General features: G+C 52.9%; 22 protein-coding genes. 18 read left to right on the forward strand and 4 right to left on the reverse strand.

What is annotated here, in order from left to right; translation table 11 throughout:
• Positions 1 to 158 precede the first annotated feature (158 nt).
• The 4 genes from GQY55_RS04200 (at position 159) to GQY55_RS04215 (ending at position 3601) form a co-directional block, all read left to right on the forward strand.
• Entirely contained in the window at positions 159 to 917 is a 759-nt protein-coding gene (locus tag GQY55_RS04200; protein ID WP_160038361.1) for an SDR family NAD(P)-dependent oxidoreductase, read from the forward strand.
• Between the two features lie 55 nt (positions 918 to 972).
• On the forward strand, positions 973 to 1716 hold the full coding sequence (locus tag GQY55_RS04205; RefSeq protein ID WP_160038363.1) for an SDR family NAD(P)-dependent oxidoreductase: 744 nt from the start codon (positions 973 to 975) through the stop codon (positions 1714 to 1716).
• 221 nt (positions 1717 to 1937) lie between these two features.
• Positions 1938 to 2732, forward strand: coding sequence for an arylamine N-acetyltransferase family protein (locus tag GQY55_RS04210; protein WP_160038365.1), 795 nt, complete (start codon positions 1938 to 1940; stop codon positions 2730 to 2732).
• Between the two features lie 41 nt (positions 2733 to 2773).
• Entirely contained in the window at positions 2774 to 3601 is an 828-nt protein-coding gene (locus GQY55_RS04215; protein ID WP_160038367.1) for a sugar phosphate isomerase/epimerase family protein, read from the forward strand.
• Here the strand turns inward: GQY55_RS04215 and GQY55_RS04220 are convergent.
• Positions 3598 to 3837 carry a hypothetical protein gene (locus GQY55_RS04220; RefSeq protein WP_160038369.1) on the reverse strand — a complete coding sequence of 80 codons (240 nt, stop codon included), beginning with the start codon at positions 3835 to 3837 and terminating at the stop codon, positions 3598 to 3600. The two genes, GQY55_RS04215 and GQY55_RS04220, sit on opposite strands and share 4 nt — an antisense overlap.
• Positions 3838 to 3921: 84 nt before the next feature.
• On the opposite strand from GQY55_RS04220, the gene GQY55_RS04225 reads away from it, so the two are divergent.
• From GQY55_RS04225 to GQY55_RS04260, 8 genes are all read left to right on the forward strand, one after another.
• Positions 3922 to 6330, forward strand: a complete 2409-nt coding sequence (locus GQY55_RS04225) for an Ig-like domain-containing protein (protein ID WP_236575394.1) — start codon at positions 3922 to 3924, stop codon at positions 6328 to 6330.
• Between the two features lie 126 nt (positions 6331 to 6456).
• A complete protein-coding gene (locus GQY55_RS04230; protein WP_160038371.1) occupies positions 6457 to 7545 on the forward strand; it encodes a stalk domain-containing protein in 1089 nt (362 codons plus the stop codon).
• 166 nt (positions 7546 to 7711) lie between these two features.
• On the forward strand, positions 7712 to 9658 hold the full coding sequence (locus GQY55_RS04235; RefSeq protein ID WP_160038373.1) for an acyltransferase family protein: 1947 nt from the start codon (positions 7712 to 7714) through the stop codon (positions 9656 to 9658).
• Positions 9659 to 9775: 117 nt separating this feature from the next.
• Positions 9776 to 10294, forward strand: a complete 519-nt coding sequence (locus tag GQY55_RS04240; protein WP_160038375.1) for an RNA polymerase sigma factor — start codon at positions 9776 to 9778, stop codon at positions 10292 to 10294.
• Positions 10284 to 11171 carry a DUF3298 domain-containing protein gene (locus GQY55_RS04245; protein WP_160038377.1) on the forward strand — a complete coding sequence of 296 codons (888 nt, stop codon included), beginning with the start codon at positions 10284 to 10286 and terminating at the stop codon, positions 11169 to 11171. Before GQY55_RS04240 ends, GQY55_RS04245 begins: the two co-directional genes overlap by 11 nt.
• A gap of 150 nt (positions 11172 to 11321) precedes the next feature.
• A complete protein-coding gene (locus tag GQY55_RS04250) occupies positions 11322 to 11804 on the forward strand; it encodes an RrF2 family transcriptional regulator (protein WP_160038379.1) in 483 nt (160 codons plus the stop codon).
• 74 nt (positions 11805 to 11878) lie between these two features.
• Positions 11879 to 12115, forward strand: a complete 237-nt coding sequence (locus GQY55_RS04255) for a DUF896 domain-containing protein (protein WP_160038381.1) — start codon at positions 11879 to 11881, stop codon at positions 12113 to 12115.
• A 19-nt stretch (positions 12116 to 12134) separates the two neighbouring features.
• A complete protein-coding gene (locus GQY55_RS04260) occupies positions 12135 to 13163 on the forward strand; it encodes an LLM class flavin-dependent oxidoreductase (RefSeq protein WP_160038383.1) in 1029 nt (342 codons plus the stop codon).
• Between the two features lie 56 nt (positions 13164 to 13219).
• Here GQY55_RS04260 and GQY55_RS04265 read toward each other — a convergent pair whose 3' ends face one another.
• Together GQY55_RS04265 and GQY55_RS04270 are read right to left on the reverse strand one after the other, a co-directional pair.
• Complete coding sequence (locus tag GQY55_RS04265) at positions 13220 to 14320, reverse strand: hypothetical protein (protein ID WP_160038385.1); 1101 nt, start codon at positions 14318 to 14320, stop codon at positions 13220 to 13222.
• A gap of 12 nt (positions 14321 to 14332) precedes the next feature.
• Positions 14333 to 15403 carry an SPFH domain-containing protein gene (locus tag GQY55_RS04270; RefSeq protein WP_160038387.1) on the reverse strand — a complete coding sequence of 357 codons (1071 nt, stop codon included), beginning with the start codon at positions 15401 to 15403 and terminating at the stop codon, positions 14333 to 14335.
• 278 nt (positions 15404 to 15681) lie between these two features.
• Between GQY55_RS04270 and GQY55_RS04275 the strand changes: the two genes are divergently transcribed.
• The gene (locus GQY55_RS04275) at positions 15682 to 18273 is read left to right on the forward strand and encodes a beta-N-acetylglucosaminidase domain-containing protein (protein WP_160038389.1); all 2592 of its coding nucleotides are present in this window, start codon (positions 15682 to 15684) and stop codon (positions 18271 to 18273) included.
• Between the two features lie 125 nt (positions 18274 to 18398).
• Here GQY55_RS04275 and GQY55_RS04280 read toward each other — a convergent pair whose 3' ends face one another.
• Positions 18399 to 18749, reverse strand: coding sequence for a VOC family protein (locus GQY55_RS04280; protein ID WP_160038391.1), 351 nt, complete (start codon positions 18747 to 18749; stop codon positions 18399 to 18401).
• A gap of 274 nt (positions 18750 to 19023) precedes the next feature.
• On the opposite strand from GQY55_RS04280, the gene GQY55_RS04285 reads away from it, so the two are divergent.
• The 5 genes from GQY55_RS04285 to GQY55_RS04305 form a co-directional block, all read left to right on the forward strand.
• A complete protein-coding gene (locus GQY55_RS04285; RefSeq protein WP_160038393.1) occupies positions 19024 to 20415 on the forward strand; it encodes an MATE family efflux transporter in 1392 nt (463 codons plus the stop codon).
• A 200-nt stretch (positions 20416 to 20615) separates the two neighbouring features.
• Complete coding sequence (locus GQY55_RS04290; RefSeq protein ID WP_160038395.1) at positions 20616 to 21290, forward strand: helix-turn-helix transcriptional regulator; 675 nt, start codon at positions 20616 to 20618, stop codon at positions 21288 to 21290.
• Positions 21291 to 21324: 34 nt separating this feature from the next.
• Entirely contained in the window at positions 21325 to 22500 is a 1176-nt protein-coding gene (locus tag GQY55_RS04295; protein ID WP_160038397.1) for a MalY/PatB family protein, read from the forward strand.
• A 32-nt stretch (positions 22501 to 22532) separates the two neighbouring features.
• Positions 22533 to 24026 carry a Na+/H+ antiporter NhaC gene (gene nhaC, locus GQY55_RS04300; protein WP_160038399.1) on the forward strand — a complete coding sequence of 498 codons (1494 nt, stop codon included), beginning with the start codon at positions 22533 to 22535 and terminating at the stop codon, positions 24024 to 24026.
• Between the two features lie 758 nt (positions 24027 to 24784).
• Positions 24785 to 25104, forward strand: a 320-nt coding sequence (locus tag GQY55_RS04305; protein WP_236575395.1) for a hypothetical protein, incomplete at its 3' end; no start/stop codon positions are given.

Consider the following 25104-nt stretch of genomic DNA (forward strand, 5'->3'; position numbering starts at 1 on the left):
AAATATGTTTAAATTTTGTTTAATTTATATCAATGATAACATAGAAATAAAGCCTGAGGTACATCCTTAAACACGTGCTGCAGCATAAATCAGGCCGTTATCTTTGTTTCGTTGCAGGTCAAGCTTCGTATATGCCATGAGAGAAAGGGAGTCATCGCATGAGATTGGAAGGAAAAGTCGCGCTGATTACCGGAGCGGGAGCAGGCATCGGAAAAACGACGGCGCTCCGTTTTGCGCAGGAAGGCGCGAAAGTGATCGTAACCGATATCGATATGGACAACGTAAATCAAACCGCTTCGGAAATCAATCAAGCCGGCGGCGCAGCTGCCGCGTTCAAACAGGACGTCAGCAGCGAGGACGATTGGAAACGAATTGCGGCCGCGGCGGTTCAACGGTTTGGTTCTATCGATATTCTGTTCAACAATGCGGGCATTTATTTCATTAAACCGATTGCCGATATCGGCTTGGACGAATGGAACCGGATGCTTTCGATTAACGTAACCGGCGTATTTCTAGGAATGAAGCATGTCATGCCGTTCATGGCCAAACAGCCGAAGGGCGGCTCGGTCATCAACGCCTCCTCCATCGCCGGATTGACAGGCGCATCGGGTCATGTGGCGTATGGCGCCAGCAAAGGCGCTGTGCGGATCATGACGAAGGACGCGGCGGTCGAATTTGCTTCGGCCAATGTGCGGGTCAACTCGATCCATCCGGCTTATATCAATACGGCGATGGGCGATTATGCAACGCAGGTGAACCAAATGTCCGCAGCCGAGCTGGGCAAACGAATGGCTCCGATGGGACGGTTCGGTACGGTCGAAGAAGTATCGAACATGGTTGTGTTCCTTGCTTCCGACGAGTCTTCCTATTGTACGGGCGCCGAGTTTGTCATCGACGGCGGCGCGACGGCAATGTAAGGCGGATCGCCGGCGTATCCGGTGAAAATTAAAATAATGAATGGGAGAGAGAGCAATGAAATTCGAAAATAAAGTAGCCGTGGTAACGGGCGGAGCAAGCGGCATCGGGGAAGCTTCCGTCAGAATGTTCGCCGCCGAAGGAGCCAAAGTCGTGATCGCCGATTTCTCGGAACGCGGACAAGCGGTAGCCGATGAAATGAATCAAGCGGGTTATGATGCATTATTCGTAAAAACCGACGTAACGAATGAGCAGGATGTCATTCAGATGGTGGAGCAAACGATCGCAAAATACGGCAAGCTAGACATCCTGTTCGCAAACGCGGGCATCGCGCAGGACGGCCCGGCCGATCTGCTGTCCTCCGACAGCTGGCAGCGCACGATCGACATTAACTTGACCGGCGTCTTCCTCTGCGACAAATACGCCATCAAACAAATGCTTGCGCAGGGACATGGCGGCGCGATCGTCAACTGCGGCTCTATTCACAGCCATGTCGGCAAGGCCGGCGTTACCGCGTATGCTTCCGCCAAAGGCGGCGTCAAGCTGCTGACCCAAACGCTGGGCGCGGATTATGCAGCCAAAGGCATTCGGATCAATGCCGTGTGTCCGGGCTACATCGATACGCCCTTGATTAAAGGCAGAACCGAAGCGATCACCCAGCATCTGGTCGGGCTGCATCCGATGGGACGCCTCGGCAAACCGGAAGAAGTGGCCAAAGCCGTCTTGTTCCTGGCAAGCGATGACGCCTCGTTTATTACGGGTACCAGTCTTCTGGTGGATGGCGGGTATACTGCCGTCTAATCTATTACGCGATTCGGTTTGCCTAAATAAGAGCCGGATCGAACTAAATATGCAGCATGTGAGTCCAAACGCCCCGAAATCCGGGGGTTTGGGCTTTTTGGTTTTCGCCGTCATCGATTCTATCGAGGCAGGTTTTTGTCGTTGCGGGAGGAGATGGACATATACATATGGAAAAGTTACTTTGCATCGTTATCCTAAGAAGTTGGAGGTAGTATTTCGGTATGAATAATAACCTATCCGACCCATCCGGCATTACGGCGCGGGCGGCGGCTTATCTGGAACGCATCGGATACGACGGAGCGGTTGAACCTACCGCGGCCGTACTCGCGCGTCTTCAAGAATGCCATATTTATCATGTCCCCTATGAAAACCTGGACATTATCAATGGCATTCCTTTATCGCTAAGCCTGGAAAACCTATTCGACAAAATCGTCGCCCGCCGCCGCGGCGGGTATTGCTTCGAGCTGAACGCGCTGTTCAGTTGGCTTTTGGAAGAGCTCGGCTTCCGGGTCACGCATTACTTTGCGAGATTTTGGCGTGATGAACCGGAGCCGCCGCCCATGCGCAGGCATCATATTTTAAAGGTGGAAGCGGAAGGCCGCTCGTATTTGTGCGACGTTGGCGTCGGCGGCATCGTCCCCGTCCGTTCGCTGGTGCTGGAAGAGGGGGTTGAGCAGAAGATCGGTACGGAAAGTTACCGACTGGAGCGGGATCCATTTTTCGGCTGGATGCTTTGCGAGTGGAAGCATGGGGAATGGTGCCGGCTGTATTCGTTTACCGAGGAACCCCAGCTGCTGCAGGATTACGCGATGGCTTCGTATTGGTGCGAGCATGCGCCCGAGTCGATTTTTACGCAAACCGCGATGGTGTTTATCCGCACGCCGGAGGGAAGAAACACGGTGGCGGGGGAGGAGTTCAGGATTTTCACGTCCACTGGCGTCGATTCATGGATACCGCAAACGACCGAAGAATACCGTGAGGCGCTGCAAAAGCATTTTGGAATTGCGCTCGGTTGAGAAGAAGGCTGCAGTAATCATCCGTCAAGGAGGAATAGCGAATGCCGTTTTTATCGTTAAATACTTGGAGCTTGCACAGGAATTTGGGTCCGCTCCGCTGGACGTATTGGGATGAAGAGACGAAAAAGCAAGACACGGCGATCGATGATCAGCCCGAAACCATCCCGCTGCTTGACCTGCCTTTTTTGCTGCACAGGAACGGTTTTCAGGCGATGGAGCTCTGCCATTTCAACCTGCCGGATACAAGTCCGGCTTACATCCATAAGCTTCGCGACTCGATCGCCCGATCGGGAATCCGTTTGTACGCGCTGCTTGCCGATTACGGAGATATCACGAGCCCGGATGAAGAACGCAGGGAAGCGGATATGGTTTGGATGAAAAATTGGATCGATATCGCCTCCGCTCTCGGCGCAGAACGGATCCGTATCATTGCCGGGAATGCGGATCCTGCCGACGAGGACGCGGTCCGGTTGGCAGCGGCGCAGCTGCAGCGGCTGATCCAATACGCCTCGGATAAGCATGTCCGAATCGTTACCGAGAACTTTCATGCTTTGACCTCCACGGCGGCAAACTGCATAACCCTGCTGGACATGTGCGGTGAAGGGCTTGGGTTAACGACGGATTTTGGCAATTTCTCCGGGGAAGGCAAGCTTGCCGAATTGGGGATGACCATCCCGCGAAGCGAATCCATACATGCGAAGGCCTTGACCGACGCCGAGGGCAATCCGAATGAGGACGAATTCAAGAGCTGCATGGATCTGGTCAGAAGCAGCGGTTATGAGGGCCCGATGACTTTGGTGTATGATGGGCCGGGCGATATGTGGGAAGGGATTAACCGGGTCAAGGCATTAGTCGAGCCCTACCTTTAGAAACTCATTGCCGTTACGATGGAGCGCATGAATCCTTTTTGCTTAAAGAAGGAATAAGGGATGCTGATCCGGCTGATAGATTCAGGCCTGATAACTTTTATTTCTCCAAAAAAGATTAGCGTATTTATGAAAAAGGTGCGGACTTCGGCGTCCTGCACCTCATTTTTTTGTCGGATCCAGGTTCTAACCGGCTGCCTGCCAAAATAAGAAAAAGTAAGCGCTTTATTTTGCGGCAAAAACCTACCTCGCATCCGCCTCCTTTCATTCTACCGACTGTGTCAAGGTCATTCACATTATGGGCAAAGGAAGTGAAGAGACTTATGGCAGCCAAACAGGGACAGGTGATGAGCCGGACCCGGAAAAAAGTTTCAAGCAAACTCGGAATTTGCCTGGTTTTGGTGGTGCTTCTGCTGTTCCCCTGCATCCCTCCTGCATCGGTATCGGCCGCTGGGCAGATTACGATCGATCAGGCCGGACCGGGAGGACCGTTGGGACCGGGGATCACCCGATTGACCGGGACTTACGGCGGGGTGTACGACATTGAAGTTGCGGTAAACGGCGATTCGGTTGAAAGCGCCCATATGGAAGGAGAGGAGGCAGGAAGCTGGTATGCGGATGTCGATTTATCACCATACGACGGTCAGGTCGAAATCGTGGCGAGAGGCAAAGACGCGGCAACGCGTTACGTGGTCTGGTCTTCGTTTATGCAGATCGAAGTGGATAATCCAAAGACGAATAAGCCGCAGGTACGGGTGACCAGCCCCACGGAGCAGGAGACGGCCCAGGGAGAAGTGGCGGTCGTTGTCGAGGCTACCGGCAAAAACGGCATCGCGCTCGTTCAGGTCAGGATCAACGGAGGGGAGTGGAAGGACGCCAATCCAGCCCACTCAGGTTATTCGTTATCCTGGGATACCCAAGCCGTTACGGGACGGATCAACAGCCTGGAGGCGAGGGCCGAAGACGTTCACGGCAATGTCGGGTACAGCCGGACCGTGTATGTCAAAAGCGGTGTCTCCGTTGAGATGGGTAACCGTAATTCCGCCGCCCCCGATGCCGAAGTCGGGACTGCAGAGGCAGGAGATGGCGAATCGGCAAACGAATTCGGAAATGAAAAGAACGGTGTATTAAATGGTGAAGGAGCAGCCCCAAAAGTAACCCGGGACGTCTACAGCCAAGACCGGGCGTTATGGATATGGGAAAACGAATCTTACCCGCTTGTGCTGAACCCGGGCGCCAGGACGGTGTTGGATGCGATGTCCTCGGATACTAGCACGTTCGGTCAAGACCCGATTCGAACCTGGTATTTGGCGGTCGGGAAGTATAACGGGCTTCGGATGCTGGAAGACAAACGCGCGGAATTGCGGGAATTCATCGCGTGGGCGCATGATCGCGGGTATCAGGTTCAGGCTTTGATAGCCGGCGGCACGACGCCTCCGTATTTCGGGGCGTATGAAAGATATCGGCAGCAGGCGGTTGCCGAGTTCGAAATGATATTGAATTATAATTTGTCCTCCGCCGAACGCGAACGGTTCGATGGGGTAAATATTGATACCGAGCCGTACAGCCTTCCCGATTTTAAAAGCGACAAACCTTCGGTCCAGCTGCAATATCTGGATATGCTGAAAGCTTTGATGGAGCGGAAGGCAGCCTCCGGGTTATCCCTGCATGTCGGGGCGGCGATTCCCCGCTGGTTCGACACCTCTGCGGACGCAACGGATATTTCCTGGAACGGTTCTTTGAAACCGCTTTCCGAACACGTGCAGGATATGCTTGATTATATCTCCATCATGGATTACCGCGATCAGGCGGACGGCACCGTCGGAATCATCGATCAAGCGCGGGGCGAAATGGAGTATGCGAATAAAATCGGAAAACCGCAATCCGTCGTGATCGGCGTGGAAACCAAGGACATCGCGGACGGCGGAGATCCCGAAACGATCAGCTTTAATGAAGAAGGACGGCTGTATATGGAGGCGGAGCTGGATAAAGTGTACGCCGCTTTTGAGGGCAATGCGGCCTTTGGAGGCATTGCCGTTCATCACTACGACTCGTTGCGGAGGCTTCCTTCCGTCTGGGGACCCGGTGCGGTTTACTGGCAGGCGCCGCCGGACGCGGAGCCGCCGACAGCTGTTTCGGGAGAACTCCGGGCGACCGCGTTCGACCATCAACGGATCGACGTTGCCTATGGTCCTGCCGAGGATAATGCCGCCGTTCAGGAATATCGCATATACCGGGGGACCAATCCGAACTTTCCGCTCGATGAAGCGCATTTGGCGGGAGTTTCCACAAGACTCGTCTTCCGGGACGTCGGGCTGCTCCCCGACACGAAATATGTGTATAAGATCGCGGCGGTAGACACCTCCGGAAATGAAGGACCTCCAAGCGATCCCATCAAGGCGAAAACATTGCATACTTCATTGAAACCGATGATCGTGTCGAAAATGGAAACCAAATATGACGGGACAAAAGCCACCGTCACCCTGCAGGTTGCCGACTTGAAAACCGGAAAGGCCGTCCCTGCCAAAGTGGGGGGAAGATTCACCTACATGGCCGGAAAATACGTAAACGGTACGGCTAATGCCGCCGGATCCTTTACGGCCAGCTCCGAGAACGTACTCTCCCCGTCGGGCATGATCGGCTTTGCCCCAAGACAGGTTACGGCTCCCGGTTACTATTGGGCGCAGGCCTATGACATAAAGGATGGGTCGTCCGTACGCTGGGGGGATTGAAAAACGTCGAAAGGCGTTTTTCTTTTTTTTTTCTTTTTCTAAAACTTTTTGTCCCTTCTCCCGCGTCCTAGCCCATGAGTGCAGCCAAAAGACACTTACTTTTATAGAGAGACGGAGGAACAAGATATGAAAAAGAAAACGATGAAACGGATTACATTAAGCGCGGCGGGTGCTGCGGTCATTTTGGGAATGAGCGCAGCCGGCTTGCCGGTCCATGCGATGGCTTCCGCGCAAGCCCCGGCAATCGCATCGGCCAATATGCAAGCGGCAGCGCCTGCAGCGAAGGGCGTAACGCTATCTGAAAAAGTTCTCAAATCGACAAACCCATACCTGACGGCCCATATCAAAGTGCCGCAGCTGGCAGGAATGCTGGATACGCATTACCAGGATGAATGGAATGACATCATGCTGTCGCATGCGCAAAAGGATTTGGCCAATTGGGAAAAAGAAGCGGCGGAAGCCGCCGCAAAAGCGAAGAAGGCCCATCAAGAGTTCCGCGCGTATGAACTAACCATTACCTATAGCCTGAAATCCGACGGAACCGGCATTCCGGCCGGAATCATCTCGCTCGAGATCGTTACCGAAGGCAGCACGGGCGGCACCAGCATGCCGAGGATTGATACGTACAACGTGAAAAATGCGGCCGCCGCCGAGCGCGTTACGCTGTCCGACCTGCTTGGGGGCGATTACAAAGCCAAGCTTGATGCGGACATCCTCGCGCAGATGAAAAAAAATCCGGAGAAATACTTTCTGGAAGATTACAAAGGAACGTCCGAAGAGCAAACCTTTTATATCGAAAACGGAGAATTGGCGGTCGTGTTCCCGAAATACAGCATCGCGCCGGGGTATGTCGGTTCGCCCGAGTTCCGCTTCGCATTGAAGGGCCAATCCGCCGGCAAGACGAACCAAGAAACCGGCCTGAAGCTGGACTTGAAAAAAGCGGCAACCTATAAGAACGCGCGTGGTACCGAAATGGTCGCCTTGCGTGACGCCGCACTTCAACTTGGATACGAACTGAAGTGGAATCCATCTTCCAAAACGGCCGAGGTCCGCAAAGGAGCGCAGTGGACGAGCGTAACCGTTGGGAAAGATGCGTATTCTTACGCAAAAACGGCTCCGAGAGCGTTAGGCGCCGCGCCTGTGCTGCGGCAGAACAAGCTGTATGTTCCGGTTCGATTCATTTCCGACGTGTTGAAGGTAGAGGTTCAGCGGTAATTTTTCCGGTTTACGGTTTGAAAAAAATGAAGGCATTCCGAAGGTAGTTCAAGCGGAATGCCTTTTTTATCTTTACATGCCTATACCAGTAAATAACAACAACTTTTTACATACGTATTTTCGTCCTGATCATGTACAACAAATCAAAGGTTAGGATGAGTCTAAAATGAGCGACAACATGAAACTTTACAGTAATCGGCATTCGCGGCGTCTGTTGCCCCAAAAATTGCCGGAAGACAAACGGTACATGCCGGGACTCGACGGTCTGCGGGCGTTTTCCGTCATGGCCGTCATTGCGTACCACATGAACGCCAAATGGGCGCAAGGAGGACTGATCGGGGTCGGGATTTTTTTCGTCATTTCCGGTTACCTCATCACGGACCAAATGATTCAGGAATGGCAGAGGCGGAGAAGGCTGAACCTTCTGGACTTCTGGATTCGCAGAGCCCGCAGGCTCCTGCCCGCCATGCTGGCCATGCTCGTTTTCGTCGCCTTATGGCTTTTATGCGTCGATCCGGGCAGATTGCAAGACTTAAAGGGAGCTTTTCTATCTTCATTATTTTATATGAATAATTGGTGGCTTATCTATCATAAAGTATCCTATTTCGAGAGTTTTGGGCCGCCCTCGCCGATCGGGCATCTCTGGTCGCTTTCCATCGAGGAGCAGTTTTACTTGATTTGGCCGCTTCTCTTCATGATCGGACTGCACATCATTCCCCGGCGCGGCAAGCTGACGCTCGCGATGCTGGCATTGGCCGCCGTTTCGGCCTTGGCCATGGCGGTGCTGTACGTCCCGGGCACGGACCCGAGCAGGGTTTATTACGGGACGGACACACGGGCGTTTGCGCTCCTGATCGGCGCGGCCCTGGCCGTCATTTGGCCAAGCCGGAAGCTTGGCGGCAGGGTATCGGCGGGAACCCGCAGCGTTTTGGATATCGCCGGATTTCTCGGGCTGGCCGTCCTGATCATGCTCGTATACCGTGTCAACGAATATGACGATTTTCTTTATCGTGGCGGGTTCCTGCTCATTTCGCTGCTTTCCGCGGCCGTGATCGCCGCGCTTGCGCATCCGGCCAGCCGGATCGGCAAAGCGATGGGCTGCAAATTTTTGCGCTGGATCGGGGTACGGTCGTACAGCCTGTACCTTTGGCATTACCCCGTCATCATATTCACTGCCCCGGAGGTCCGGACGGAAGGGTCCGGCATGCTCCGCATCTTGTTTCAGCTGTCCTTGAGCATTATTTTGGCGGCATGTTCCTACAAATATATCGAAGAGCCATTGCGCAGAGGAGGATTATTCATGAAACGAAACCAGCCGGCTTTTGCCGGAAAACGACGCCTGCGTCCTATTTTTCTTGGCGCGGTGTTCCCCGCCGTCTTCATTGCGGCCGTGTGCGGGCATGCCTTTTTTCAAAAAACGGAACCGGCAGCGGAAGTCGTCCAGGCGGAGGGAATGCTCACAGCACCGCACCCGGATGAGCACGAAACCTCCCACGACAAGACGAATGAAATGGCGGACAACAAGGAGGACATGCCTCCAAAGCAATCCGAAACAACTTTACGGGCAAACGATGATAAAGAGACGGCGATGGCTACGGCCCCGTCCCGCAAGCCCGCTTCCGGTTTGAAGCCGCCTTCGGGTCAAGGCATTACCGCCATCGGCGACTCCGTCATGCTGGACGCCGCGCCATTTCTGGAACAAATGCTTCCCGGCATCGTCGTGGACGGCAAGGTCGGACGGCAGATGCGCCAGGCGGAGGACGTGATCGAGCGCCTGGAGGCCGAAGGACATCTCGGAGACCGGATTATCATCGAACTCGGCACCAACGGTCCGTTTAACAAAAAGCAATTAAGATCCCTGCTGCAGTCGCTCGGAAAGGACAAGCAGATCATATTCGTGAATACACGCGTTCCGCGAAACTGGCAGGATACCGTCAATCGGGACATTGAAGAAGTTTCCAGTGAATTCGGCAACGCAGCGGTTGTAGACTGGTATTCGGCAAGCGAAGGAAAAGACGATTATTTCTATCGCGACGGCGTCCATTTGAAACGCAGCGGCGCCGAATACTACGCTTCCATGCTCGTAAAGGCGGTAACGGCATCAGGAAAATAATTTTTTTTCGCAGCGCAAACTTTTTGCGCCCCTTCATACGTCTTGCTTCCAGAGAGCGGGGAAGGCGCTGCCCTCCCTAAAAACCGCCAGTGACTAAACAGAGAAGGGTAATACGACATGCTGAACAGGAAAATGGAAAAGCTGCTGACGCGATGCATCAAAGAACATAAGGAAAATGTGTACAGGCTCGCGTACAGTTACGTAAAAAATAAAGAGGATGCGCTCGACATCGTCCAGGACTCGATTTATAAAGCGATGACCCATATCGAAGGACTGAAGGATCCGGAAGCCGTCAAAAGCTGGTTTTACCGGATCGTGGTCAATACCGCGCTCGACTTTCTCCGCAGGAACAAAAAGGTTCGGACGATGGACCATGAGACGATCGAAATTTATGCATCGGGCGCGGAGGACGATTACGCGAATTTCGATTTGAACCGGACGCTTGAGGAGCTGCCGGAGAAATACCGAAGCGTGATCGTGCTGCGGTATTTCGAAGACATGAAAATCGACGAAGTGGCCGCCGTGCTGGGGGAAAACGTGAACACCGTCAAAACGAGGCTGTATCAGGCGCTTCGGGTCATGCGAACGAAAATGGACGACGAATCTTCAAAGGAGATCAAATCAAATGAACAATAACATCGAACAGCTGCGAAGAGAATATCAGGACATACCGATTCCGGAGGAGCTGGATGGGATCGTGGACAGAGCCATCGACACGTCTTTGCGCAGCCGTAAACAAAAACGCGTCAAATATACATGGATTGCCGGCGCTTGCGCCGCGGCGCTGCTCTTTCTGGTGACCATCAATGCCAGTCCGTCCGTTGCCAACGCTTTATCGTCCATCCCCGGCGTAGACCGGATCATCAAAGTGCTGACGCTGAAGGAGTACGTGGTGAACGAACAGAATTACAGCGCGAACATCAAAGTGCCGGCCGTCGCCAATCTCGACAACAAGGCGTTGGAACTGGGACTAAACGAAAAATACATGAAGGAGAACAAAGCGCTTTACGACAAATTCCTAGCGGAAATCGAAGCATTAAAAAAACAAGGCGGCGGCCACTTGGGCGTGGATGCCGGCTACGAGATCAAAACCGACAACGACGACATCCTTTCCATCGAGCGTTATGTCGACAAAAGCATGGCTTCGACATCCGAAGAGTTGAAGCTCGATACAATCGACAAAAAGAAGCAGATTCTCATCACCCTGCCGATGCTGTTCAAAGACGATCAATATATCCGGCTGATCAGCGGCAATATTCAAGAACAGATGAAAACGCAAATGAAAGAAAACCCGGATACATTTTATTGGGTGCATGGCGCCGCGGACGTGCTGCCGACGGATGAATTCAAGACGATCAAAAAAGACCAGAACTTCTATATCAACAACGACGGCAAACTCGTCATCGTATTCGACAAATACGAAGTGGCTCCGGGGTACATGGGGTCCGTGGAGTTCGTCATTCCGACCGAAGCGATCGCTGACGATCTTGTTAGCGGCCAATACATCAAATAACGTTAAAGACCGGTAAAGGGTGATGCCTTTTTCCGGTCTTTTTGCCGCTTCCGCCTGCATGGGCTTGATTTGAGCGGCAGATCGGCTATAATGTATAAAGTGGATAAGAAATATCCGCTTTATACATGATGAGGCAAGGTGACTTTTTTCATGCACATGAAAACGGGCGTTGAACAATCCGTCTATGCGATTATTTTGCTGAATATGCTCCCTGAAAAGGCCGTTCTGCCCGGCGAGGCAATCAGCCAGCAGCTTGGCGTTTCGGCCACTTATTTTCAAAAATTGCTGCGCAAGCTCGTCAGCGCCGACCTGATTGCTTCCGTGCCGGGAATCAAAGGCGGCTTTAAGCTGAAAAAACGGATCGAAGAGATTCGCGTCTACGACGTGTATCTCGCCATTGAGGGACAGCAGACGTTATATTCTTCCAGCGGAATTTTGTGCGACATGCTTGAACTGCGGGAAGAAGATCGCTGCTGCTTTTTGTCCGATTTGATGGAAGAGGCCGAAAACGCCTGGAAATCGGTATTGAAGCAAAAAACGGTGGCCGATTTGGCCGGGGAGATGCAGGCCGAGCGTTTTGCGGGCAAACTAAAATCGCTGCAGGCATGGGTGCAGAAAACCATGGTCGTTTAACTAACGTTTCGCCGGAACAAAATACAACGCAAACGGGTCCTAAAAGATCCGAATGTGATGAAAGAGGGAATAACATGATTCCAATGTTGGCACGCATTAACGAGTTAGCCAAAAAAGAGCGCGAGGTCGGCCTAACGAACGCTGAGCGTGTGGAGCAGCAAGTGCTGCGCGAAGATTATTTGCGCGAAATCCGCGGCCAGGTGCTGAAATCCTTTGAAGGACTCACGATCATCGATCCGGAAGGAAACGACGTGACGCCTGAAAAAGTAAGACAGCATCAAGTCGAAGAAATGCGCAAGCTTCTTCATTAAGAAAGGCGAGGTGGGTAACGTGGAAAAAGCGCAAGTTACAGGTAAACAACTGAAAGACGTTACATTTTCCGTTTTGGATTTGGCCCCGGTCACCGTGGGCAGCACGCCGTCGGAGGCGTTTAAAAACACGATGAGTCTCGCCCAGCACGCCGAAGCCTGGGGATATCACCGTTACTGGCTGGCCGAACACCATAACATGCCGGGGATCGGCAGCTCCGCAACCTCGGTCGTCATCGGATACGTAGCGGGCGGAACGAATACCATCCGAGTCGGCTCCGGCGGCATCATGCTGCCGAACCATTCGCCGCTTGTCATTGCGGAGCAGTTCGGGACGCTTGAGGCGATGTATCCCGGACGCATCGATTTGGGGCTCGGCAGAGCGCCCGGCACGGACCAGGTGACGGCCATGGCGCTGCGCCGCGACGTGCGGGCCGACGGCTCGGAATTCCCCGAGCAGCTGGAGCAGCTGCGGGCTTATTTCGACCCGAATTCGAGATACAAACGCGTACGCGCGTTTCCGGGAGAAGGGCAGAAGGTGCCGATTTGGCTGCTGGGCTCCAGCGGTTTCAGTTCGGCGCTCGCCGCGAAGCTGGGGCTGCCGTTTTCGTTCGCGAGCCATTTTTCGCCCGAATATACGATCCCGGCACTGGAGCAATACCGCGAGCGTTTCCAGCCATCGGAAGATCTCGAACGGCCGCATGCGATGGTCGGCGTCAACGTGTTTGCGGCCGACACGACGGAGGAAGCGGAGTTTATCGCCACTTCGTTCCAGCAGCAGTTTTTAGGCATGATCCGGAATACCCCCGGCCAGCTGCCGCCACCGGTCAAGTCCATGGACGGACTTTGGACCGAGCAGGAAAAATATATCGTCATGAGCCGGCTTTCCACCGCGATCATCGGCAACCCCGAACAAGTGAAACGTCAGCTGCAGTCGTTCCTGGACGAAACCCAGGCGGACGAAATGATCGTCAACTCGGCGATTTACGATCATCAGGCCCGTCTGCGCTCGTACGAAATCGTGGCCGAAATCACGGGCATGAAGAAATAAATAAGAAAGACCGGTCAGCAGGAGAAATCCCGCGCCGGTCTTTTTGCTGTAAGAACTTAATTAGGCTCATAAAAATATCCGATGATGGCTGCGACGACGATGATACAGAACAGCACGAAAAACGTAATTTTCCACCCGCTTCGCGGCACTTTGCCGCTGACGCTGCCCGTTTCGCCGTTTACCATGAAATGGTATATTTTGTTCTTGAACGTATAAGTCGCATTCCATAACGGAAGCAAAATATGTTTGTACGTCCGGTCGTCATATTCCGTATCGATATTCAAGTTCCGGATTTCATCTCCGCCGATTTTGCTTTTGATCCGGCTTTCCAGATCTTCGTCGATCCGGTATTTCGCATGCGACCATCCGTCGCGCAAGGAAACGTTGTAACGCTCGGCAACATAACCGCTGAGAAATTCGGGTTTATACGGCAGAAGATCATCAAGGCTGAAATCGTCGAACCGTTCGATGATTCTGCTGTCATGGCGGTCGGAGGCCGGGATGAGCACATCATTGAAAAATTTGCTGTACGAACCGCTGGTGGAGTGCCATACGGTATAGCGGACCTGCTCCTCGTACGTTTCCGTTTTGCCGTCCACCGTCCGCGTGCGCGTCTCCGTCCGGTAATGATGGGTCCCGACCTCCGCCGAATAATCGGATTCGGTCTGGGCGTCAAACGTCCAGAACGGAACGTAAATGCCCGTCACGTTGGTGTAGGTGCGCTGCTTTTTAAAAGCGTTCGGCACGAACCATTTTTTCTTTTTCCATCTGAGGAAAAGCTCGTTTGCTTTTTCTTTCGTAATATGAAATGGGATGATGGATTCGGGCCGGATGCTGTCAGCGCTTCCTTGCGGCAGCACCTTGGGCGATCCGCAAAAGGCGCATGTGAGCGCGGTCTGCTGGGCCGGAATCAGCGTCTCGGCGCCGCAGCTTTCGCATTTGATCACCTGCTGCTCGGTCCCCCAATCCATTAAGGACTCATCGTCTTCATCCGAAAAATCCAGCTCGTATTCGTCCGGCTCCTCATAATCCTCCGGAATGTCGATCGGCGCCAAATGGCCGCAATACGTGCATTTCATCTGCTGGCTTTCGGCGTCGAACACCATTTGCGCCCCGCAACCGGGGCAAGGGAAGCGAATCGGGGCTTCAACCGTCATAGTCGTCCTCCTTTACGCTTTTGTCCCGCAGCTTGGGCAGAATTTCATGCCCGGCTCAAGGGCGCCGCCGCATTCGGAGCAAAATTTCTTTTCCGGTCTCGGCGTACCGCATTCCGGACAAAACTTCTCGTTTGGCTTGAGGCCGTGTCCGCACGAGCTGCATGGCGTCAAAGCTTCGGCTGCAGGCGCGGCGGGCGACGATGGAGCTTGCGGAGCGGGAGCGGACGCGCTGTTCATCGCTTGGCTGAACATTTGCCCCATCGCCATGCCCGCCCCAAGCCCGGCACCGGTTCCGGCAAGCCCGCCGTCCGGATTGTTAGCGGCTTCCCGGATCGATTCCGCCGCCTGGAATTTCATGTATTGGTCCAAATTGCCGGCGATGTTCATGGACGACTTGCGGTCGATCATTTTCTCAACTTCTTCCGGCAGGGAAATATTCTCGATGAAAAATCCGGAGAGAGACAGCCCCATGCCGTTAAATATCGGCTCAAGTTTCGCTTGGGCGGCCGAGCTTAGCTCGTCGTAATGAAGGGCGATATCCATAATCGGGATTTTGGCTTCGCCGATCAGGTCGGTCAATCCGGAAACGATGACCGATTTCAGGTACCCGCCGATCTGGTCAGCCGTAAAAGAGGACTGGGTGCCAAAGATCTCCTTCAGGAACAAGGCCGGATCCTGCACGCGGAACGCATAACTCCCGAAACCCCGCATGCGGATGGCGCCGAATTCCGGGTCGCGCATCATGATCGGGTTGGTGGTGCCCCATTTTTGATCGGTGAAATTGCGGGTGTTCACAAAATAGACGTCTGCTTTAAACGGCGAGTTGAAGGCATATTTCCACGATTTTAATGCCGTCAGGACAGGCATGTTTTCCGTGCTTAATATGTATCTTCCCGGTCCGAACACGTCGGCGATTTGGCCTTCGTTCAGGAAAATGGCGGCTTGGGACTCCCGTACCGTAAGCTGCGCCCCCATCTTGATCGCCTTGTCGTATACCGGAAATTGATGAACAATTTCATTGGTGTTGTCGGTCCATTCAATAACTTCAATAAACTGGCCGCGAATAAATGAAAACAATCCCATTCCTAACGTCCTCCATTTCAGGCTTCTACAATCTTCTTCCATATTATACGTGATATTTGGCGAATCGTCCCAAGAAATATGGGGGATTGTCCCGATTTCTGAAATCATAAGAAAGTAATGGAAGTACGCCGGTATTCGTTTTTCTTCTGAAGGGTGTCAAAGCAAGAGGCAGAAGGCGCTCATTTTCACGGGAAATCTATCAATGGGAGGTAGCGGCTGCGGGGAAAGGATTGCTATAATAGATATGATAAATATAAATGAAGTTAGGGGAGCACATCATGACGCATCATACGAACAACGGTTCCGAACAACCTTACGAGCTGTATCCCGTTCCTCAATCGGCGGTTTTCTTTGGAGAAGAGGCGGCTTTAACGAAGGAAGTACATATTGCCGCATTATCCGGGCTGAAAGAAGCGACGCTGCCCAAACTGCAAACCGCGTTAACCGGCCAAGGCATAACCTATACGGTATCCGAAGAGCTGAAGGAAGGGCAAGCGCAAATCATTTTGGCTGAAAAAGAACAGGCGGACCGCATAGCCGGTTTAGGCCCGGTTTCCGAAGCGCTTTTCGCGCGAAAAGAAGCTTACGCCCTGCGCGTCGCCGAAAACGGCGGCATCGCGCAAATCGCGATTATCGGCAGCGATCCCGACGGCATTCATTACGGCGTGGTGACGCTGCTGCACATGCTGAAGCAGTCCGAGGGCGGCGTTCTGCGAACCTGCCGGATCGAAGATTATCCGGAGATTCTCTACCGCGGATATATTGAAGGTTTTTACGGCTATCCATGGAGCCATGACGACCGGATGGACCTGATGGAATTCGGCGGCCGGCAGAAGCTGAACACGTACATTTACGCGCCGAAGGATGATCCGTACCATCGGAAGTTTTGGCGCGACCTTTATCCGGAAGAGAAAGCGCGCGAGATCGCTGAACTGGCCGCTGCCGGCCATGCCAACAATTTGAATTTCGTCTGGACCATCCATCCGGGGGATTCGATCGATTTATCCTCGGAAGATGACTTCCGTGCCGCACTAGCCAAGCTCGAACAGCTGTACAGCCTTGGCGTGCGCCAATTCGGCGTGTTGTTCGACGATTTGGTGGGCGCTGCGGACGGCAAACGGCAGGCGGAGTTCATCAACCGGATCGACGGAGAATTCGTGAAACGAAAAGGCGACGTGCGGCCGCTGATTACCGTCGGGACGCGATATTGCGAAGCGTGGGGGCCGTCGATGACGGAATATTTCAAGCCCCTTGTCGAAACGCTGCATGACGACGTGGAAATCATGTGGACAGGGGCCGCAACGATGTCCAACATTTCAAAAGAGCAGTATGACGCGCCGAAACGCCAGATCGGGTCAAGCCGAAATCTTTCCGTTTGGTGGAACTATCCGGTGAACGATTACTGCGATTCCAAAATTTTGATGGGCAAAATCGAAAACCTGAGCTCCGACCTGGACAACGTCAACGGCTTTTTCGCAAATCCCATGAACCAGGCGCAAGCCTCCAAGCAGGCGCTGTTTTGCATTGCCGATCATAACTGGAATACGGACGCGTTTCATCCGGAACAAAGCTTTTCCGCATCCTTTAGAGCCCTTGCCCCTGAAGTGGCGGAGGACCTTGAAATTTTTGCGGCGAACAGCTGCTTTTTAAAAGACGACGGCGGCGCGAGCGGCGATTTTTATTTTGACGAGTCCTGGGATTTGAAGGAGAATATCGCTGCGCTTCGGGAAGGATTCGAAAGCGGTCAGGATATATCCGGTCCGGCAGCGGCTTTGTTGAGCCAATTCGAACGCATGGAGCTCGCGGCGGACCGGATCCGGGAACGATGCCTGAACCGAAGCCTGGTACAAGAGCTGGATCCGTTCCTGCGCTCATTCAAGCTGATGGCGGAAGCGGGGCAGCATGCGATTCACGCGGTGAACGCCATGCGGCGCGGGGACCTCACGGGCATGGAAACGCATAACGAAGCGGCGTATACGCGTCTGGCGGCTATGGACGAGTGCAAGGTCAACCGTTTGAAGGAAGAAAAGCCTTTTGATTTTGTCGTCGACGTGGGCACGCTTGCCGTTAAGCCGTTTATTTCGGAGATGATCGTGCAGACGGCCGTCAAAGCGGGGACGGAACAGCAGGCGCCAATTCTCGGCTATGACCGCAACAACATCGCTTTATCTTCTTTGGGCGTGACCGCAAGCGCATCCAGCAGCGCGAATGAAAACGAAAACGCGGCCAAAACGATCGACGGCAGCATCCAAAGCGGCAAATGGTGTTCGACCGAGGTACGGCCTCATTTGACGATCGACCTGAAAGAACCGAAGACGATCCGGCAGTACCGCATCATCAACTGCGGGCATCCGGAAGCGCGAGAATCGAAGTATTGGAACACCAGACATGCGCAAATTTCGGTTAGCTTGGACGGAGAGCATTTCACGCTGGCCGACGAAGTCGTAAATAACGCGGCGGACGAAATCAACCGCATTTTGCCGCAGGAGGTTCAGGCCCGTTATGTCCGGCTGCACATTGTTGAACCGACGCAGATGAGCATCGAAGGAAGCGGCCACACCCGCATTTACGGGTTCGAGTTGTTTGATCAACGTTACCCGGAATTGTCGGAGAAGGTGCCGACGGCCAACATCCGGCTCGAAGCGCCTGGGAAGGTCATGATCGGGCATTTGAAAAAAGGGGATGTCGTTTCGCTGTATGCTTCGCTGCAGGCCGAATCCCCGATCGCGGTATCGAAACCGGCAGAGCAGGACGGGGAAACCGTCGTATTCGAAGGAATTCCGCTTCAGGAATCCGGAAACCGCATTTATGTAGAGCGGACCGGGGAACTTCTCCTGCCGAGCGTCAGAACGTCGAAAGGGCTCGCTTAATTTGGGGACACAGGCATTCGCCTGTTAATTTGCCTTCACATTTAAAAAGCACTTTCTCGGTCTACCTGAAGGGTGACCGGGAGAGTGCTTTTTCGTCGACAGACGTTTTTGTTCATAATGGATATTTACAGGTGCGCCAATATGTTGATCAACCGTCCGAACGGATCGCGAACATAAAATCTTCGGACGCCCCAAGGTTCGTCCGCCGGTCCGTATTCGATGCGAAAGCCGCCTGCCAGCATGCGGCGATAGGCTTCCTCCACATCATCGACCTCAATCGACAGATCCGGTACAGGGGTACCGGAGCCGCCTTCGGAGGCAAAGCTGATTTGAACCGACATGTTTTCCTCCGAACCGTACGTTGCTATCCAGCCGTGGTCCATCAACAGGTCCAGGCCGAGTATGTCCCGATAAAAACGTTTGGCTTGGGCCGTCTCCCGCGTTTCAATATTCGCAACGACACGTTTTACCTTCATGATTGTTGCCTCCTATCAGATTTGATGCGGTCGATTTTTGATCTCGTCGTACCCTCTGCAGCTTTTGAGTATGGACTTATTATAGCACAGGAGGAGGAAGTTTACTATCTTGCCGGAATCTTTCGATTAGAACTTGATCGGAGCTGATGGACTGTAAGTTTTGCCGAATTTTTTTGTGATTTTCATCCGGTTTTGGGGTCACCGAATCTGCCTGATTATGGTATGCTTTTAGACAGTCGGGCAAGTCAAATCCACCGGGAAAAGAAGGAATGTTATGGGCTTATGGGTTCGGGAGTCTTCATTTTACAAAAACTTTTTTAGGCTGACGCTGCTGATCGCGCTGCAAAACATCATTACGCTCGGCGTGAACCTATCCGATAATTTGCTGCTGGGAGGTTACAGCCAGGCGGCATTGTCCGGCGTCGCGCTTGCGAACCAAATCCAGTTCGTATTGCAAATGCTGGTCATGGGCGCGGCGGAAGGGCTGGTCATTTTATCGGCCAGAAGCTGGGGCGCAAAAAACCTGGAAGCGGTTAAAAAAGCGGCCAGCATCGGCATGAGGATCGCGCTTTTGGTCAGTCTCGTCATGTGGGTCGTCGTGTTTGTGTTTCCCCACGGCTGCATGTCGCTGTTTACGAACGAAGATCGCGTGATTGAGGAAGGGGCCGCTTATTTAAGGATCATCTGTTTTTCCTACCTGTTTTTCGCCGTGACCAACGTGCTGCTCGCGTCGCTTCGCAGCGTCGAAATCGTGCGGATCGGGTTCATCGTATCGTTATCCACGCTGATCATCAACGTATGCCTCAATTATGTGCTGATCTACGGGCATTTCGGATTTCCGCGCATGGGCGTCAGCGGTTCGGCAACGGCAACGCTTGCCGCCAGAATCATTGAAACCTTCATCGTCATCGTTTTCATCAAGCGTTTCGATCGCAGGCTGATGCTTAAGTTGAAGGATTTTTACCGTATCGATATGCAACTTTTCAGGCAGTATTTGCGGATCGGCTCCCCGATTTTGATGGCGAATTTGCTGTGGGCCTGCGCGATGGGCGCCCAGTCCGCCATTTTGGGGCATATGGGAGAAGCTTCGATTGCCGCGAACAGCGTAGCCACCACCGTGTTTCAGCTCGTGACCGTCATTACGTACGCTTCGGCCAGCGCGACCGCGGTCGTGATCGGAAAGACGATCGGCGAAGGGCATATATCGAAAATCAAAACGTACAGCAAAACGCTCCAGCTTTTATATCTGTTCATCGGCCTGGCGACGGGATTGGTGCTTTTCGTAGCGAAAGATTACGTGATGGATTTATATGCCATTTCGAGCGACGCCAAAACGCTTGCCGTTCAATTCATGACGGTATTATCGATCACGGTCGTCGGCACGGCTTATCAAATGCCTGCGCTAACCGGCATCGTCCGGAGCGGGGGAGATACGAAGTTCGTGCTGTACAACGATTTCATTTTCATGTGGCTGATCGTGCTTCCCGCTTCGGCGCTGTGCGCATTTGTCTTCGGGCTTTCCCCGCTGATGACGTTTATCTGCCTGAAATGCGATCAAATACTCAAATGCTTCGTTGCCCTGGTAAAAGTCAACCGTTTCCGGTGGATCCGGACGTTTGGCACGGACACGGCACCAGTGGATTCTACCAAAAGCGCTGCCACATAAACGGAATATGTGCTTCGAATTCGGGCGCCGCCTGCCGAAAAAACTCCGCCAACCGCGCGGAGTTTTTTATTTTCGTTTTTTTGGGATTGAAACCGTTTTATAAATATAATATAATCTTATCAAGATAATAAATTATTATAGCGATAATTTAAATGCAATCTACATGCATCATGCTAACAGGAAGGAGCGGGAACCGATCCATGAGCGAAAACCGGCAGTTTCTGGAGAAGTTTTTCCCCATCGCATCATTTATCGCCGCGATCGTCGGTCCGAAATGCGAAGTCGTCATCCATGACGTCAGCGATCTGGAACGATCCATTATCTTTATCGAGAACGGGCACATCAGCGGCCGGAAAGTCGGCGATGCATCCACAGACCTTGTGTTGAAGCTGATGAAAGACGAGGCATATCACGAAGAGCAATTCATCGCGAATTACAAAGCCTCGGGCAAGCAGGGTCAGAGCTTCAGGTCATCCACTTACTACATTAAAAACGACGGCGGTACGCTGGTCGGTCTGATGTGCTTAAACATCGACGTGACCCACATGGAGGTCGCTGCAGAGTGGATTCAGCACGTATTGCAGGGAGGCTCGCTCGTTCCCCCGCTGTCCATCGGTTCTCCGCAAGAGGATAAGCAGCAGTCCAAGGAATATTTGCAGGGAAATGCGGACGATTTGCTGCAGCACATGATTTCGACTGTGTTAAGCAAGATCACGATTCCGATCGACCGTTTGTCTTCAAAAGAGAAAATCGACATCGTCAGGGAACTCAACGAGCAGGGCGTATTTCTTCTCAAAGGAGGCGTTTCGCAAGTCGCGGCGTCATTATCGATCTCGGAGCCTACCGTTTACCGGTATTTGCAAAAATTGAAGTAGGGATGTTCTCACGGAAGTTAAGGAAGGTGACAGCATGAAATACAATTTTGACCGCATCATCAACAGATTGGGTACGAACAGCGCGAAATGGGACGGGATGGTCCAAGCGCACGGCGAGGACATGATCGCCCTCTCCGTCGCGGATATGGACTTGCAGGCGCCGCCTACGGTCGTCGAAAAGATTGTCGAAATGGCGAGCCGCGGGATTTACGGATACACGGATCCTTTTCCGCCTTACTTTGAAGCGGTGCAGCAGTGGTTGGACAAAGCTTACGGCTGGCGGGTGCCGCAGGAATGGATCGTATTCAGCCCCCGCATCGTTCAGGCCGTATCGATCATCATTCAGAAGTTTACGAAAGAAGGCGACCGGATTTTGATCCATTCGCCTGCTTATCAGCCGATTGCGAAAGCGGTTGCGATTAACGGCAGGGAACTGGTGGAAAGTCCGCTTCATTTGGTTCATGGCCGGTACGAGATCGATTTTGAGGATATGGAACGGCAAATGCAAGCAGGCGTAAAAATCGTTCTCCTGGTGTCGCCGCATAATCCAACGGGCCGGGTGTGGACGAAAGATGAGCTTGAACGCATAGCCGCTTTGTGCGTCAAGCATGATGCGCTGATCGTATCGGACGATATTCATGCCGATTTTATTCACGCGGGTCATGAGCATACGATCATCGCCAAATTGTCGGAGGACATTGCCGAGCGTTCGATCATTTGCACTTCGCCGGGAAAAACCTTCAATCTGGCAAGCCTTGAAATCGCCAACATCGTCATTCCGAATGACCGGTTGCGGGAACGGTTTAAAGACGGACTGCAGCAAGCGGGAGTTCATAACCCGACGTTTTTTGCGGTGCCGGCCTTGGAGACGGCTTACACGGCCTGCGACGATTGGTTGAATGAGCTTCGGGATTATATCACGGATAACATTTCATTTACGGAAGCTTTTTTTGCCGAACGTATGCCTGAACTGAAAGTCATCAAGCCTGAAGGGACCTATTTATTGTGGATCGATTGTACGGCGTGCAGCCGGCATGAAAGCGATTTAGTCGAATGGATTCAAGAAAAAAGCCGGGTTAGCGTAAGTTTCGGAACATCTTTCGGACAAGCCGGGGAGGGCTTTATACGCATCAACGTTGCGGCTCCGAGACCGCTTCTTGACGAAGCGCTGGAACGTATGGCGGCAGCGTACCCTTTACGCAAACAATAGACAGATTTCATCACATCCAGGGGGAATACACAATGGCTGAGCCGAAAAAAGTAAAAACCATCAAGAAACCGACATTATTTCTAGCCTTGCTGCCGATTATCACCATGGTTGTCCTGCTTTGCCTGGGGTATGTCATGTTCGAGCTGCCGCCCGAGCCGCTGATCATCGCTTCGACGGTCGTCGCGGGGATCATCGCCATCAAGCTGGGATACAGCTATAACGATATTTTGGAATCGATCTCGCAAAAAATCGCGAAAACGATGCCGGCCATTCTCATCCTGATCTGTGTCGGTTTGATGATCGGCGCATGGATGGCCGGCGGAACGATTCCGATGATGATTTATTACGGCTTGAAAATCATAAATCCTCAGTTTCTGCTTATTACCGCGTTTCTCGTAACCTCTGTCGTTTCCATCTGTACAGGCACGTCCTGGGGTTCGGCGGGAACGATCGGCGTAGCGTTTATGGGTGTCGGAGCGGGTCTGGATGCCAACCTGGCCGCCGTTGCCGGCGCTGTCGTTGCGGGTGCGTATTTCGGGGACAAGCTTTCGCCGCTGTCCGATACGACGAACATCGCGTCCTTGTCTACCGGGGTGAACCTGTATGAGCATATCGGCCACCTGCTTTATACGACGCTGCCCTCGTTTATCGTCGCAGGCATTGTTTATGTCGTTACGGGCCTGAATACGCATGGTGCGGGCGTTGCCGTTCCCGAAAAAGTCGGCACGATCATGGATACGCTGAGCACGATTTACCATTGGAATTTTTGGCTTGTCATCCCGGTCTTGATCGTTTTGTACGGTTCGATCCGCAAAAAGCCGACGCTGCCCGTCATGCTGTTGTCATCCGCTTTTGCGATGGCGAACGCGCTCATATTCCAAGGTTTCTCGCTGCATGACGTCGTCAGCTCCGTTTTGAACGGTTTCGATATTTCGATGGTTCATGTTCAAGGCTTCGACGCGGAAAAAGTCCTTCCGGATATCCCGAAATTGCTGAATCGCGGCGGCATGAACTCCATGATGGGAACGCTGCTCATCTGTTTCAGCGCCATTACGTTCGCAGGCACCATTTCGCTTACGAAATCGCTTGAACTTATCGTCGATAAAATTTTGAAATTCGTTCATTCTACAGGTTCCCTCATCGTGGCGACGATCGTCACGGGCTTGACGATGATCGGAGTAACGAGCAACGGCCAGGTTTCGATTCTGATGCCGGGCGAAATGCTGCGCGAAGCCTATATCCGCCGCGGCCTGCATCCGAAAAATCTCGGGCGTACGGTGGAAGACTCCGCCACGATCATCGAGCCGATCCTCCCGTGGACGGCAGCCGGGGCTTATATGGCCGGCACGCTGGGCGTCGCAACGCTTTCCTATTTGCCTTGGGCGATGTTGTGCTGGACTGGGATTATTTTCGCGACGATCTGGGGTTTCACCGGCTTTGGCATCGCGAAGCTCTCTCCGGAACAGCAAAAAGAAATGATGAAAGAATTTGAAGAAAAGGATGCGGCGGAAGCCCGTAACGCTTAATTCAGGATTTTGCAAAATTCTATTTCTGTCGTTTTCTGGTCCAATATGTAGACGAACGAATAAATCACTTTTTAGAAAAAAGTCCGAACCCGGGCTTTTTTTCTTTTTGGAATCGTGGACGATTCCATCAAAATTTACCGTCCGATCCCTTCTTGCTGGGCATTAACCGTGGAGTCTTAGACGTCTATCCCATATTGTAAAAAGAATGATTCAAATTGTGGGTTGCAGGTCCGGGCCATGTGATTAAAAGAGGGGGGAAGGAAGATGAGTTGCCGCCGGAAACGCATAAGCAAGTTGGATGCCGTCATTTTCAGACTGAGAAAAGCCGAACGATTTATCATGCTTGGAAAAATGGAGAGGGCATCGGCGGAGATATCCGACGCACTGATTATATTACGCGGCTTATATAAACTAATTAATGCCGGCAGTTCACCGAAATTAAGACGCAGAAGGCAGAGAAGATCTCCATGATCAGGCCGAGATATACGAGAAAAAGCTGTGCGCGTAATGTCCGTGAAGCCATTGCCGCATTAAACCGGGCAAAAAAATTAGTGAGGGCAAATGAAACAAGGCTGGCGGAGAGGGAAATCATTGATTCTATTTTTTATTTGATGCAGGCGGAACAATGTGTTAACTATCTTGGAGGAACCGTTGTACTGCGGGGGGCGACAGATGCAACACGAGCAGCGGGAGACCCTGGAGACCCTGGAGACCCTGGAGACACGGGAGCTACCGGAGTCACAGGTGCGACAGGCGCCATGGGAGCAACAGGTGCAACAGGTGCAACAGGAGCGACAGGCGCCACAGGTGCAACAGGTGCGACGGGAGCAACAGGTGCGACAGGGGCAACCGGAGCAACGGGTGCAACAGGAGCCACAGGTGAAACGGGAGCAACTGGCGCCACGGGAGAGACAGGTGAAACGGGAGCAACAGGAGCTACGGGAGCCACAGGTGAAACGGGCGCAACGGGTACAACAGGTGCAACCGGAGCAACAGGTGCGACGGGAGTAACGGGAGCAACAGGAGCGACTGGTGAAACTGGTGCAACCGGAGCCACGGGTGAAACGGGAGCGACAGG

The organism is Paenibacillus sp. USDA918EY, assembly GCF_009870825.1.
Classification (GTDB): domain Bacteria; phylum Bacillota; class Bacilli; order Paenibacillales; family Paenibacillaceae; genus Paenibacillus_AQ; species Paenibacillus_AQ albilobatus.